This is a genomic window from Pseudoalteromonas rubra, assembly GCF_000967655.1.
GTDB classification, from domain to species: domain Bacteria; phylum Pseudomonadota; class Gammaproteobacteria; order Enterobacterales; family Alteromonadaceae; genus Pseudoalteromonas; species Pseudoalteromonas rubra_A.
Map to the genome: position 1 here is coordinate 84,656 of NZ_JXYA01000038.1, position 13,777 is coordinate 98,432.

Consider the following 13,777-nt stretch of genomic DNA (forward strand, 5'->3'; position numbering starts at 1 on the left):
GCTACCGCCTATACGCGAACAGACGATCTCCGAACCTACCAATCAGAATTTCGAGTAAACGATTGGATGACCAACAACATACACCTCAAACCAGCAGTTCAACCCTCTGACTCTACCCGTTGAGCAATGCGTGCCTTCAAGGTACCGATAAAGCTGCGTGAGACGGGAATTTGAGCATCGGTTCCCGCAAGGCGCACAAAGTATTTCCGGGCATGGTATTTAAGTGCCAATAGCTGTTTGGCATTGATGATATAGCTGCGGTGCAGCCGATAAAACTGAGAGTCGGGTAACTGAGTGCAAAACCCATCGAGGGTTTGCTCAGAGATAATCGTGTCTGTGTTATGGATACCGGCGCCTTGCTCGGTTAAATGGACTCGTCGATAGCGGCCAATGCTTTCAATAAAGTTGATATGTTCAAACTCAACGATTTTTTGCGCTGCATGGTCGTTTAAGATCAGCCGTGCAGATGAACGCGGAGGCTGAACGTGTGTTTGCTGACGAATGATTTTAGCCAGGCTTTTGGCGATAAGCTCTGGCCTGGCTGGTTTAACTAAGTAATCTATGGCGTTAGTACCAAAGGCTTTTAACGCATATTGTTCGTAAGCGGTCATAAAAATGAGCTGATAGGTCAATTGTTGCGTTGCTCTGGCCACATCAAAGCCATTGAGCTCGGGCATTTCGATATCAAGGAAGACAATATCCGGGCGCTTGAGCATGATCTGCTCAATGGCCGATTTACCATCCGCTGCTTCTGCAACAATTTCTAGCTCATCAAAGCCAGTTATCACATCCCTTAAGTGCTGTCTGGCTGCTTGTTCGTCGTCAACAATGATCACGGTTTTGATATTCATATTCCGCTCTGGTTATTTATCTGGGTAACTGGATAAACGCGCTGGTGCCTTCATCGGACGAGACAAGCTTAAACGTGGCGGCGTTTTGATAGTGCAGTGTGAGGGTTTCTTGTGTAATACGTAGTCCTTCGCCTGGGATCACCTGGGTATGTTCAAAAGGCGCGCCTGTATCTTGTACTTCAATCATCAGGCTGTGGGCTTGGGCTTCAACAATGATACTGATATGGCCTTCATGGGCATATGGGGCAATGCCATACTTAACAGCGTTTTCAACCAGGGGTAACAACAGCAGAGATGGAACCGGTAACTGGTCTAACTCGCTTGGACAATCCAAATCAAACGTGAGTCGGTCCGCAAACCTTTTTTGTTGTAAAACAAGGTAAAGCTCGACCAGTTTGAGCTCCTGTTCCAGCGCTATAAATTGGTGTTGGGCAAGTTGAATGGTATGACGCAGTAGGTCGCTGAGGTCGTAAATGAGCACTTTTGCCTTGTGCGGATCTTGGGTCACTTCACTGGCGATCAGGTTAAGGGTGTTAAACAAAAAGTGCGGGTTAGACTGCATCTTCAGCATTTGTAACTCTGCTTTTTGCGCCTGCAGCTGAGACTGAAAGTGATATGCTTGTTGTTTGAACATCAGCATGACAGCGATGTAAACAAATGCCTCAAGCAACATAATAATGACGGGCAAAAATGTGACCTGAGAGGCCGTGTTTGCGTTTGGTAACGTGACGATTGGCCCTATCAGTGCGTACAGCAGGATAATGGAAAAAGGCCTGAGCAACCAAGTATTATGACGAACACCGGCTGGTAAAAACGGCGCACATACCCATTCAAATAGGTTAAAGAGTAAATAACCGGCACAAAACCCACCCCATATTTTTACGACGACCTGTGCAAACAAAAGAAGCGTGAATTGGTCGAGCAGTAGCAGCACACTGGATAAAAGTAAGATATTGAGCCCCGGCCAGATCAGTAAAAATATCCAGGCCTGAGTTTGTCTTTTGTTATAAAGCCCGGTCTCGCTCGGTATTGTATGCGCTGAATTCACTCGGGGTTCCGGCTGTGATTGAGTTGTTCAATGGTACAGGCAATTTTATCCTGATGATATGCCGCCATAGCACCATTGAGACAGACTTTTACACCATCTGCGCACAACCGGCTACGTTGCATCCGTTTGCAGTGATATTCCTATGCCTCAACACGATAAGCAATAGTTATCTGATACATAAGGAAAACAAAGATGGTTCACAACTCACTAACAACACAATTTAAGCTAAAGCAGACCGTTGTCACGTTGCGCAAGGCCATTGGGGTCTGCCTGTTAAGCAGCATTTTGGTTGCGTGTAGCGATAGCGACGATGAACAAAGCAGTGCAGAAACAACAGATACTCAAGACACCCACTCAGAAACAAAGCCTACGGAAACAAAACCAGCCTCCGGCCCACTAAGTGACGCGTGTTTACAGGCTGATATTACTACGTCAACTACCTCTAAAGGGGTTGAGTTTGTCACTACCCCGGATGCCTGCTTTGACGATTTACCAGGCTACGACTTTGCAGCACATTACCTCGAGATAGAAGGGCTTAGACTGCACTATGTAGATGAAGGGCCACAAAATGGCGAAGTAGTGCTGATGTTGCACGGCCAGCCAAGTTGGTCTTATCTATATCGTAAAATGATCCCTATTCTGGCCGATGCAGGTTATCGGGTAATTGCGCTTGATAATATGGGGATGGGTAAGTCGGATAAGCCACTCAATGTTGCCGTACATCAATATGAACACCATGTGTCGTGGACAAAGGCGTTTATCAACAAGCTGCAACTCACTGACATTAATTTATTTGTGCAAGACTGGGGCAGCCTTATCGGACTTAGAGTAGCTGGTAATATGTCTGAGCGTTTTGCCAGAATCGTGGTGGCAAACGGTGATATGCCAGTTATTCCAACTGGTAGCAACCCGTATCAATTGCCAAGCTTTGAAATTGACGCGGCGCTTACAATGGATGCCAGTACATTTTTTGATACACGTTCGCGTGATCGTGTTGAAGGGTTTCAGCAGTGGATTGATTACGCGGCCAGTGTACCAGAGCTGATGGCGGGTGATGTGGTGCAAAAGCTCTCGGCGATAGAGTTGAGTGACGCGGAGGTAAAAGCTTACAACGCGCCTTATCCAAATGTGCAGTATAAAGCTGCGATCCGCGCGTTTCCTTCCATGCTCTCTGGTATAGAGATGCAAACGTTACCGGCATGGCAAACTTTAGGCGCCTATCATAATCCGTTTATGTTTAATGGTGGCGAATATGATAAAGGACTAGGTAGTGAGGCCAATCAGCGTAAATGGGTTAACCATGTTCCTGGCGCTGAAGACTCAGAGCACAGGCGCTTTCAGGCTGGTCACTTTATTCAAGATGATGTAGGTGAGGAGTTGGCACTGCACTTTTTAAGCTTTATGCAAACAACCACGCCACAAGCGCCGCTGGTAACTGGCGGGCCAAGCTACAATATGCGTTACTGTGAGATCCTATTGCCTTATCTGCAAGATGACAGGGTAGTGGCGCAGGTGTGGGGCACGCCGGGTGTTGATATGTGTCAGCAGTCGCAGTGGGAGGCAATCGATTTTGAAGACGTTGCTGCACAATACGGTGCACTGAGTGCCATTCCTAACGGTCCGCGCTTTTTTGTGGTTGATGAAAGTCGTGGTGGAGACATCATAACGCTGGACCCGGACACGCAGGTTCGTCAATTCGGCGATGTAAAAATGCGCTTATTAACGACGGCTGACATAAGTACCGCGCAGGGAGAACAAGTTCCTTACGTAGCGGGAGAAGTCTCAAGAAACAATACCTGGCACTTTTACAAAGGGCGACGCATCTATGAAATTACCGATAACACAGGGCAAGCCTATGTGATGCAGTCATTTAGCCGTATTTCGGACCCTTCATTGCAAATGGATGATTTGGCGCATTTAGGAGACAGGCTTAACTTGCCTGAAGGCTGGCACTTTTCAAGCCGAATCCTGACTGAGTCGCTTGATATGACGCCTGTTGACGGCATTGCTTTTGTATTACAGGATGAATTGGGCAATAGCTATCAGCTTGCACAGTAGTCACCTCAGTCATCTCTTGAAAGTGAGAGGTGACCACTCGCTCAACATGTGTGAACTTCTCTCTGCGCTGCAGCACGGTTGTAGTTTAGGGTGAAGTTCCACATAATGATGTTGCTAAATTTGGAACGGTCATGTTGCGCGTGTTTGCCAAACTCACATGTATAAGGAAGCCAATAGTATGATACCTAAGTACTTATTATGCTTAATAAGGGCGATATGAACCGTTTTATTGATACCAGAGAGCTTAAAGTGCTCATTTTTATTCCGCTACTTGTTTACTTCTTTTATGCAATTGCAGAGGTTTTCTTCTGGATAGCGGTATTTGACTTTATGTATACCAATAATTTTACAGAAGCTGAAATGGATGAGGCAATTATTAGCTCTCCACTAGTCATTGGTGGCCTCCTGTTAATAATTGGCTTTTTCAATACGCTCACTGCTTATCTAGTGGCAGGCTATCTGAAAGGCACTTTCTTAAAGTCAGCGGTGTTGACAATTATTGTGGTAGAGGTGATTGATCTGCTTGTCATATATGTTTTGCCGTCAGATGATTCAGTCTTTCCGCTGTGGCGAGATATGGTCTTTTTCGCTGTTGGCTGGGGAGCGATTGTACTTGGCGCATGGGCAGCGTGTTGTAAGCGTGAACGACAAGCCAAACTGAGTTGAGGCAACTCAAAGTATTGGGCGTGGCTACCAGCTTGCTTTATTTTAACTTAGACTAGCTTGTCAGGACCAATACTCAGCTCTTGTGCTATACCAGTTGCTAATCATTACATTTTGGATGAAGAGCACCCTTTCTTCCGGGAGATATATTCTTTGCTCCTTGCTGCACGCAGGGCATTTCGAAAATAAAGCTCGTCACCAGTAATAAGTAAAAAAGGGTGCAAATAATGCTGACCTGCACCCCAGGCTTTTCTAGAGCTTAAAGCTTTCCACCAGTTTGATAGGCTCTCCGTCTACGTCCAATACGGCGACGATCTTCAGTACTCCGTTTTTGAGCTCTTCAGACTGGCGCAAGTGTGGTTGCCAGTGCTTTTTCTCATAGGGAGAAATGCTGATGTCCTGCTCCCAAAGCGCAGGCTGAGCTGCCGGGCTTTGGTAGGGAAGGAATTGTACCGACAGTTTCCCATGGGTGTCGCCGGAATAGGGTCCGGTCAGACTGATCTCCAGATCTGAGTTGCCTTTGCTAAGCTGGGCACTTAAATACACGCCATCAAAGCGCTGGTTTTCCAAAGTGATCTGACCCGTCTGCGTTAGGCCTTGCCAGCTAAGGGTGTAGTCTGCTTGGTTCTGGCTTACCGACAAAGGCAGTTTGTGTCTACCTGGCGGCAAAGAGTAGGCTTTGCCGCTCTGAAGCTTAACTTCGCCAGTTTGCTGGCTGGGGTTATGTGCTGAAATAAAAGGGTCATCACCGTCAAACCGCAATGCCAGTTCGATGCCGCTGAGCGAATACAGTGCGTCATCAGAGAGCTGTTGTTGCCAACTTTCCAGCATGCTTTGTAAGTTCGTGCTCAGTGCACCGTGCAGGCTCTGATCGGTTTGTTTTGCCAGATGAGTGGCCAATGTGGCCATACAATTCGGGAGTTGCGCCGAAAATGCGACACAGGTATTGAAGGCTCTGTGTGCCAGATTTGCACCTGCAAAGTACCAGGGGTTAGCAGTGGCTAGTTCCAGTTCTGGTACTTTATAGGTATGACCATACAGATAAGGCGTAACCGTATGATTCATGTTGCGACCCAGCAGGGCGACGTGTTGAAAGTTGATTGCATTCAATACGTTGTCAGGCAGTGTAAAGGTAACGGTTTGTGTGTTGCCAGCTGATTTGAGCTCAATTTCCAGCCCTGAACCTGTGTTACGCAAATTGATTCCCAGTTGCAAGGTTTGCTCTAAACTATTGAGAATTGAAGGTGTGAGTGCAACTTCCTGTGTGGTGCCGCTGGTTGTGTCAATGACGGATAGTCGCGTGCCATCTGTAAGCAGTACTTGCAACATCTGATCCTGAGTAAAGTCAGCTTTTTCAGTCAATCCAGCACGTTGGGCAAGGCTGTCTTTGCTAAGTTTGGTTAGCAAGCCGATACCTATGTCACCCCGGGTCCTTTGCTCTGGTTGCAGTGACAATAAAGCCGAGAATGACTCTTTGTTAAGCGGGTTAATCGCAGGGTGTGGGTCAGGTGCCGGAAAATCTAAGACCGGATGGGTGGCGTCATCCGTTGGGGTAATGTCCAGCCGTTGCAGGTTTTTGTCGTCATTGCTGCGCAACCAGTAGCCAGCGCCATTTTGCTCCCATGGCCCTCGCACAATATTAAAGCTCGGCTGGGCAGATTTCACGAACTGGGCAAAGTCGCGCTCTAACTGAGGCCAATCAGCAAAGGTGCGCTTGAGTAATTTATTGGCCGTGGGCAAAGTGGCGTCAGAGTCCGGGTTTAGTGCCATCAGCGTGCGCAGGTAGCGTTTAAAATACTGATAACGTAAAGGATCGCTTAATAAAAAATGCACAATAAAAAAGTTAAGGCCACGGTGTAATTGTGGATCATCATTAATTTGTTCAAAGCTGGGCTGTGCATTCTCATAATATTGTGTCAGCCCAAGTGACTGATAATTCATTGGCGCACGGTCGAACACCATCACTCTGAGCTGCTTTTTATCGCTGTCATAGGTATGACTGGCAATGGCATCGGCCATGCCTTCTGTGATCCAGTTGGGTGCCCAGGTTGAGTGGCCATTCAGCGCCATATGAAAGGCATGCATGGTTTCGTGGATCACGATATAACGCTGATGGTGGTGCCTGTGGCTGGGGAAGCTATATCCGGCCCGGTTATAGTACATGGTTTCACCGCCGGCCGTTTTGTGTACGCCGCGCAGAAAACCGTCGTCCAGCATGGCTTCACGCACCCGCTCACGAGAGCTGCCATACACCACTGCAATTCGTTGCTTGTCTATATTGGCAGGCGCCATACCGAACAGCTCTACATAGTGGGGATAAGACATCTCAAGCAACTCAAGATACAGCCGCACTTTGTCCTCACTCAGGTCACTTTTCAGTGCAAAGTGCTTGCTTACCCACCAGTTATAGCCGCGACTGTTGGTAATTTTTCCTTCGCTGTAGGTGCGCGGAATTTGCTTACCTATATAAGTAATGTCGATATGATTCAACGTACTGACTCTGCCGGCAACGTCAATATCAACGCGCATCTGGGCCGGGCTTGGAATGGGCTGTGAAACCTGTTCTGACTGTTGTGCAGTGTGTTGCTGCCTCACACCTTCCGTCGACTGACATCCGCTCAGCAGTGCCAGCGCAATTAAACTCATGCGTAACATTTTGACTTTCTCTTATTTGTGTTTTATGTATATTGTATACAATAATAATCAATAGGATCTAAGTCAATGTCTATAAGTTCACCGTCCGGTCACTCCAGCGCCGGGGCGCAAACTGTGAATACCCAAAAAGCGGGATTCAGCCGCGCTTTTTATGTCGCAAATTTGATGGAAATATTCGAACGACTAGCCTGGTATGGCTTTTTCGCCGTCTCGTCTGTGTATATGACAACACCCAGCGCACAAGGGGGCGTCGGTTTTACCGATCTGGAGCGTGGCGCTGTGCAGGGGATCATTCCCTTTTTTTTATATCTGCTGCCTGTGCTAACAGGGGCGCTGGGCGATCAGCTAGGCTACCGGAAAATGTTTTTACTGTCGTTTGCTATTATGGCGCCCGGTTATTATTTGCTGGGACAGGCACAAAGTTTCTGGCCGTTTTTTGCCGCGCTGAGCCTGGTTGCGCTGGGAGCGGCGTGTTTTAAACCGGTTGTCGTCGGCACCATTTCTCATAGCACCAATGACAGCAATCGTGGCCTGGGTTTTGGCATTTTTTATACTATGGTGAACATAGGCGGGTTTCTGGGCCCGCTACTTGCCGGGGCGCTCAGAGCCATCAGCTGGGATGCGGTGTTTATGATGTCGGCCTGCTGGATCCTGATCAACTTTATTCCTGTTTTGTGGTTTTACCGCGACCCGCCCAGCCTTAAGCGTGAAAAAGCTCCGCTGGGTAATGTACTGAAAGAAGCCCAGTCGGTCTTAGGTAATGGCCGTTTTGCACTAACCTTGTTAGTTGCCGTTGTCTTGCTGATGTGCTCCGGCGTTGAGGTGCTGAGCTACGGACAGGCGTTTACGCTGATTGGAGTGTGGCTGGTGGCTAACCTGATCTGGGATCGCATTGCAAACAAAGTGACGTGGGCAAACATACCCTGGTGGGCACAACCAATGCGGATCAGCAATGTGCGCTTTGCACTCTATCTGGCCATCATTGCCGGGTTCTGGACTGTGTATAACCAGCTGTTTTACACTTTGCCCTTGTTTATTCGAGATTATGTGGACACCCGCGACTTACTGAACTTTATCGCTTTCTTTGGCGAAGATGCCGTCGCATTCTTTGCATATGTTGATAGTAGTCAGCTGCAAAGTGCAATTCAGGCACTGCACGCCCAGTTGCATGAAGGCACTCAGCCAACCGCCGAAGCACTGCGATTGCAGTGGGTACACCTCAAAGTCAATGTGCCAGTCGCAGAACTCAACGCCCTGATGGCACAATTGTCGGCATCGGTAATGCTGTCAAGCGCGCAGCTTCAGCACCTTACTAATGAGTTATTGATATATCGGCAGATCAACCCTGAGTATCTGATCAATCTGGATTTTGCGGCCATTGTACTGTTACAGATCCTGGTTAGTTACTTGTGTCAGCGGATCAAGCCATTTTATGTTTTGACCGCCGGGTTAGTGGTGATGTGTGGTGCGTTTGGGTTGATGGCCACAGAGCTGACTGCAACAGGAGGGGCATTGATAGCGACCGTGATCTTGCTGATTGCACTGGGTGAAATGCTGACCTCTCCGAAGAGCCAGGAATATGTCGCCAGCATTGCGCCACCATCTCAGGCGGCTTTATATATGGGTTACTATTTTGTTTCTATGGCGCTGGGTTTTCTGTTTGCCGGGTTTTTATCAGGCTGGAGCTATGCCACTTTGGTACAGCAGCAAAACCGACCCGATTTAATGTGGGCATTGTTCGGTGCGCTTGCCTTAGTGACCGCCATCGCCTTGTTCTTGTTTAATCGTTACCTGATCCAAAAGTCAGCGCTGCAAGCACCAACAGAGCAGACTGCATAACCATGGGTGCAGGTTCGAAACTTTTACGGGGAACACTTAGTCGCACATTGGTTGCCTTTGTCAGCTTGCCGTGGCTAGACTGGGGAGACTAATTACTACAAAAAAGAAGCGAATATGTTGAAAACAACTCTGATCAGTGCCGCTGTGCTTATGGCCTGCGGCAATGCTTTTGCCGATACATTGGTACTCAATGCGGATGCTGCGCTGGATGTAAAAAGCGGTAAGTTGATCCGTCCGGCCACCGTGGTGGTTGAAGATAACACCATAGTTTCGGTGTCACGCACCAATCGTAAGGCACACCCGCAAGATGCAACGGTGATTGACCTTGCCGGGCACACTTTGCTGCCAGGCTTATTCGATATGCACGTGCACCTGACCGGAGATGCACAGGTACATGGTTATAAACGTCTGCAACGCACGGCCCCGCGCTCGGCAATTACCGGTGTGCGAAATGCCAAACGTACGTTGGCAGCCGGGTTTACGTCGGTGCGCAACCTGGGGGCACCGGGCTATGCCGACTTGGCACTACGAGATGCAATTTACGACGGTGATGTGCCAGGGCCGCGGATCTTTGCTTCGGGCCCGGCGCTTGGGATCACCGGTGGACATTGCGATAATAACCTGTTTACTCATGAACATAAGGTGGTAGCAACGGGCGTAGCCGATGGCCCCTGGGCGGTCAGGCAAAAAGTGCGCGAAAACATCAAATACGGGGTCGATGTCATCAAGTTCTGCGCAACCGGTGGGGTGCTGTCTAAAGGAACGAAGGTTGGGGCGCAACAGTATTCTTTTGAAGAAATGCAGGCGCTGGTGGCGGAAGTCCACTTGCGTGGATTAACCGTTGCTGCACATGCACACGGTACCGATGGTATTAAGTCTGCTGTCCGTGCCGGAGTTGATTCGGTGGAGCATGTTAGCTTTTTAGATGACGAAGCCATTGCGCTTGCCAAAAAGCATGGCACCTACTTTTCCATGGATATCTATAATACCGAATATATCCTGAGTGAAGGCGAAAAAGCCGGTATTTTACCCGAAAGCCTTGATAAAGAGCGTAAAGTGGGCGGCATGCAGCGCGCCAGCTTTAGCAAAGCCGTGAAGGCCGGCGTTAACATGGTATTTGGCTCCGATGGTGGCGTTTATCCGCATGGTCAAAATGGTAAGCAGTTCAGCCGTATGGTTAAATTTGGTATGAACGAATTGCAGGCACTACAGGCCGCAACCATCAATTCGGCAACCCTGCTCAAAATGCAGGACACGCTAGGCTCTTTGGAGCCGGGTAAGTTAGCCGACATCATTGCTGTGCCGGGTAATCCGCTGGAAGACATCCAGGTGATGGAATCCGTCACCCTGGTAATTAAAGACGGCAAAGTCGAAGTGGATACACGTCAGTAAGTATGTCGTGTATCCTCAAACATACCGGTATCTCGCCGGTATGTTTGGTTTTCCTGCCAAGTTTTAATGACTGCAAAGAACAAGCTTTCTTACCGACAATTGAATCGCGTTCTGTCAATTGGTTTGGGGTCATCTTATTACTCTGGGGGTTAGTGTGGTTGTGTTATGCCATCAGCTATATCTCAGTATTTCTTGGCTGGCGCTGGTTCGGACAGGGCGTGGTATTACCCATTTTTGAGGCATGTGTATTACTGGCATTCGCTTATCTTGCACTTAATCAAGCGATTTTGGCACCCTCAGATAAAGCAGAGCCGCGTGCCCAGCAGCCTCGCACATCAACGGTGAGTTTAGATCGAATGCAGCGTATTGCTGCCAAACTGGAAAGGGTAATGAAAGACGAGCAGCTGTTTATGGAAGAAGACTTGTCACTGAATAAACTTGCCAGTGTCATTGGCGTCAGTGAAAACCATATTTCTGAAACCCTGTCACAATTGCTGCAAACCAATTTCTTTCAGTTTGTGAATGGCTACCGGATTGAGGAGGCTGAAAAGCTGCTGAAAAGTACAGACAGTCAGGTGTCGACCATACAGTTTGACGTTGGGTTCAATTCAAAATCAACCTTCAACACGGCATTCAAAAAAGCCACAGGACTAACCCCGACTCAATATCGAAAACAAAAAAGCACTGTAACTAACTAAAACTTATATGAATAAAAAGTTCGAACGGGCCCATTCGAACGACAACCAGACTCTCCTCCCGGACAATGGCGTTATCACATTAAGCCACAGGCACTGACAACTCTTAGATTGCCTGACACTTACACTAAGGGAGTTTTAACTATGTCTCATCAACTCGCGGCACGTATTGCCGGATTACTCTTTCTTATCTCGACCAGCTCGTATATGTATGCGGACTCAATCTTATCACCACTGCTGAGATTGCCCGGTTTTCTTATGCAGGCTGCGCAACATGACTCGACTCTGGCCCTGGCGGCATTACTGGAGTTTATCAACTGTGCGGCGGTGGTAGGTATTTCCATCCTGGTTTACCCCATAATCAAACAGTACAGTGAGCGGGTGGCGATGGGCTACATAGCCGGACGTGTCATTGAAGCGGCGATGCTTATCTCCGGTGCAGTTATCCTGATGACCTTTGTTACTATGGGAGATAAGTTGGCTGTCAGCTCTGTCATAAATAGTGAGCAGATATATATCATGGGCAGTGGGTTAAAGGCGGAGCGTTATTTCAGTTTTTTGATGGGGATGATAGCACTGGCGATAGCAGGATTTTTGCTCAATGTTACTTTGTTTAAATATCGCCTGATCCCGCGTTTGTTGTCAGCACTCGGATTGCTGGGTTATGTCATGTTGCTACTGAAAGTGCTGTTTGATTTTTTCGATGTCAGTGCGGGCGGCTCATGGATGTATATGCCTGGCGCCCTGTTCGAGTTGTTATTGCCACTTTGGCTTATTTTTAAAGGGTTTGATTTACGCCATCAACCCACAACAGCCGTCTAAGAAGTCTTGTTTAAAAATGTCGTTGCATGAGCTTGGTATCAGCTTGGCATTAGAACAAATACGCAACGGCATAACTTGCCACAGTTGCCGTGACAAGTAACACTAAACACACTTTAGTGCTGCGGTATTTCCACTGTTCGGCACAGCCGATCTGCCAGAGGATGAGCCCTGTAATCGCAACCATTGGCTCGTAAAAAAACCGTACCGGCGCATCAAACGGGAAGAAAAACAGGCCATGGATCAGGCGGCCCAGTCCTGGCGGTAACAGCATTATGGCAGCCAGGAGCATCCAATGGGCGTGAACATGTGGCGACTGGGTGCGAAAAATAGCGTAATACATGAATACAATAAAGGCTGGAAAAAGCACCAAGTCCAGGCTCAGTACAAGCCGGAAAATAGCGGCGGTATTGATGCGCGCCTGATATACCGTGCTATAAAGCCACAGGGTAGAGCCAATAAAGGCCAGCAAAGTGCATAGCAGCCAATATCCCAAAACCCGATGGCAGGTGAAGCGATGTTGGTGAATAAGTGTGGTCTGGACGAGCATGCCAGCAACCCACAACAAAGATAGCGCGGCATGCCAGTGGTGTGCCTGAGTTAAGGATGAAAACTGCATCACATAACTGGGAATAAAACCCATTAAAATGAGCAAACTCACTGCCCAAAGCCACTTCACATAGAAGGATAATGGCAAAGCTGGACTCTGTGCTGTGTGTAAAACCGATTCCTCATCCGTGGAAATTGAGCTAAACGACATACGCTTATCCCTTTGAGCCTGACACGCACGAAGACACTTTTATTGTGACTGTCTCTCCAATTGCATTGACTTTACATTGCCCGCCAATTGGCACGGTGAAGATAGGGGTCGTGTGGCCAAAATCGAGGTTACATACCACCGGACAGTGGTGAAGTTGCTCAAAGCTGCTCAGCAATTCAATCAGGTCGTCGAGTTGAATTTTACTGTCTGTTTGAAACCGACCTAGCATGAGGCCGTGAATGTGTTCAGCTCCCTTGTGTGATAACAAAGATTGTAGATTGCGTTCAAACTCCGTCAGGGTTAGTTCACCAAGCAGGTTGTCCTCTTCTAAAAACAGCACTGCTCCGGTTAAATCGGGCATATATTGGGTGCCCTGTAACAGGTTAAAGGAACACAAGTTACCACCCAAAATTGTGCCCGTACACGTTCCCTTATTGACGATAACCGGTCCCGCGTTGTCGAAAAAGGTGCGACTGGTTTGATCGATAAACCAAAGATCATCTGACCAGGCAGCCGATACATCCAATGCATACTCAGTCCCTTCGAACAGCGCGCGTTCAAAATGCCTGAGGGTGTATTCAAAGCCCTGCTGCATACCGAACGAAGAAAAATGGGGTCCCAGATAAGTCACTTGACCGGTTTTGGCATAAATGGCATTGAGCAGCACAGTGATATCCGAGTAGCCACACAGGGGTTTGCGGTGAGAGCGAATTGTCTCCCAGTCCAGGTGGTCGAGTATTCTGTTGGCATTATGGCCACCAATGGTGCTCAGAATGAGTGCCACTTTTGGGTCGGCATAGGCATCGTTGAGATCATTTGCTTTGTCTCTTATTAACTGGGCGGTAGCCACCGCCCGATGCTTGTAATGCTCTGCAAAGTCACAATGAATATTAAGCCCGGCAAGTGTCTCAATGGCAATCGCGGTGGTCTCTTCGGATAAAATATCGGCTGATCTGCTGGGTGACACAATGCGTGCTGTTTTGCTTTGCGTGTTCAT

11 protein-coding genes are annotated in these 13,777 nt (G+C 48.2%); 6 read left to right on the top strand and 5 right to left on the bottom strand.

The features are described from left to right. Positions 1-98: 98 nt before the first annotated feature. Positions 99-851 (bottom strand): LytR/AlgR family response regulator transcription factor, encoded by a 753-nt coding sequence (locus TW77_RS15895; RefSeq protein ID WP_052713222.1) that lies wholly within the window; start codon positions 849-851, stop codon positions 99-101. 16 nt (positions 852-867) lie between these two features. Next, complete coding sequence (locus TW77_RS24375; RefSeq protein ID WP_052713223.1) at positions 868-1,899, bottom strand: sensor histidine kinase; 1,032 nt, start codon at positions 1,897-1,899, stop codon at positions 868-870. A 192-nt stretch (positions 1,900-2,091) separates the two neighbouring features. Here TW77_RS24375 and TW77_RS24380 point away from each other — a divergent pair, with 192 nt between their 5' ends. Beyond that, complete coding sequence (locus tag TW77_RS24380) at positions 2,092-3,957, top strand: haloalkane dehalogenase (RefSeq protein WP_052713224.1); 1,866 nt, start codon at positions 2,092-2,094, stop codon at positions 3,955-3,957. 198 nt (positions 3,958-4,155) lie between these two features. Further along, entirely contained in the window at positions 4,156-4,623 is a 468-nt protein-coding gene (locus TW77_RS15910; RefSeq protein ID WP_046005964.1) for a hypothetical protein, read from the top strand. Between the two features lie 249 nt (positions 4,624-4,872). On the opposite strand, the gene TW77_RS15915 is transcribed toward TW77_RS15910, so the two are convergent. Continuing rightward, positions 4,873-7,275, bottom strand: coding sequence for a hypothetical protein (locus tag TW77_RS15915; protein ID WP_046005965.1), 2,403 nt, complete (start codon positions 7,273-7,275; stop codon positions 4,873-4,875). A gap of 66 nt (positions 7,276-7,341) precedes the next feature. Between TW77_RS15915 and TW77_RS15920 the strand changes: the two genes are divergently transcribed. The 4 genes from TW77_RS15920 (at position 7,342) to TW77_RS15935 (ending at position 12,023) form a co-directional block, all read left to right on the top strand. Continuing rightward, on the top strand, positions 7,342-9,114 hold the full coding sequence (locus TW77_RS15920; RefSeq protein WP_052713225.1) for an MFS transporter: 1,773 nt from the start codon (positions 7,342-7,344) through the stop codon (positions 9,112-9,114). A gap of 114 nt (positions 9,115-9,228) precedes the next feature. Then, on the top strand, positions 9,229-10,506 hold the full coding sequence (locus TW77_RS15925) for a metal-dependent hydrolase family protein (RefSeq protein ID WP_046005966.1): 1,278 nt from the start codon (positions 9,229-9,231) through the stop codon (positions 10,504-10,506). Between the two features lie 2 nt (positions 10,507-10,508). Next, positions 10,509-11,204, top strand: a complete 696-nt coding sequence (locus TW77_RS15930) for a helix-turn-helix domain-containing protein (protein ID WP_240479506.1) — start codon at positions 10,509-10,511, stop codon at positions 11,202-11,204. A gap of 141 nt (positions 11,205-11,345) precedes the next feature. After that, entirely contained in the window at positions 11,346-12,023 is a 678-nt protein-coding gene (locus tag TW77_RS15935; protein ID WP_046005967.1) for a DUF4386 domain-containing protein, read from the top strand. A 49-nt stretch (positions 12,024-12,072) separates the two neighbouring features. Here TW77_RS15935 and TW77_RS15940 read toward each other — a convergent pair whose 3' ends face one another. After that, positions 12,073-12,780, bottom strand: a complete 708-nt coding sequence (locus TW77_RS15940; RefSeq protein WP_046005968.1) for a hypothetical protein — start codon at positions 12,778-12,780, stop codon at positions 12,073-12,075. 4 nt (positions 12,781-12,784) lie between these two features. Further along, positions 12,785-13,777 (bottom strand): S66 family peptidase, encoded by a 993-nt coding sequence (locus tag TW77_RS15945; RefSeq protein ID WP_046005969.1) that lies wholly within the window; start codon positions 13,775-13,777, stop codon positions 12,785-12,787.

What these genes read in the sequence shown, in the direction of transcription:
- TW77_RS15895 (WP_052713222.1), bottom strand. Translation starts at nt 851, where the DNA reads ATGAATATCAAAACCGTGATCATTGTTGACGACGAACAAGCAGCCAGA.
- TW77_RS24380 (WP_052713224.1), top strand. Translation starts at nt 2,092, where the DNA reads ATGGTTCACAACTCACTAACAACACAATTTAAGCTAAAGCAGACCGTT.
- TW77_RS15910 (WP_046005964.1), top strand. Translation starts at nt 4,156, where the DNA reads ATGCTTAATAAGGGCGATATGAACCGTTTTATTGATACCAGAGAGCTT.
- TW77_RS15915 (WP_046005965.1), bottom strand. Translation starts at nt 7,275, where the DNA reads ATGTTACGCATGAGTTTAATTGCGCTGGCACTGCTGAGCGGATGTCAG.
- TW77_RS15920 (WP_052713225.1), top strand. Translation starts at nt 7,342, where the DNA reads ATGTCTATAAGTTCACCGTCCGGTCACTCCAGCGCCGGGGCGCAAACT.
- TW77_RS15925 (WP_046005966.1), top strand. Translation starts at nt 9,229, where the DNA reads ATGTTGAAAACAACTCTGATCAGTGCCGCTGTGCTTATGGCCTGCGGC.
- TW77_RS15930 (WP_240479506.1), top strand. Translation starts at nt 10,509, where the DNA reads ATGTCGTGTATCCTCAAACATACCGGTATCTCGCCGGTATGTTTGGTT.
- TW77_RS15935 (WP_046005967.1), top strand. Translation starts at nt 11,346, where the DNA reads ATGTCTCATCAACTCGCGGCACGTATTGCCGGATTACTCTTTCTTATC.
- TW77_RS15940 (WP_046005968.1), bottom strand. Translation starts at nt 12,780, where the DNA reads ATGTCGTTTAGCTCAATTTCCACGGATGAGGAATCGGTTTTACACACA.
- TW77_RS15945 (WP_046005969.1), bottom strand. Translation starts at nt 13,777, where the DNA reads ATGAACACGCAAAGCAAAACAGCACGCATTGTGTCACCCAGCAGATCA.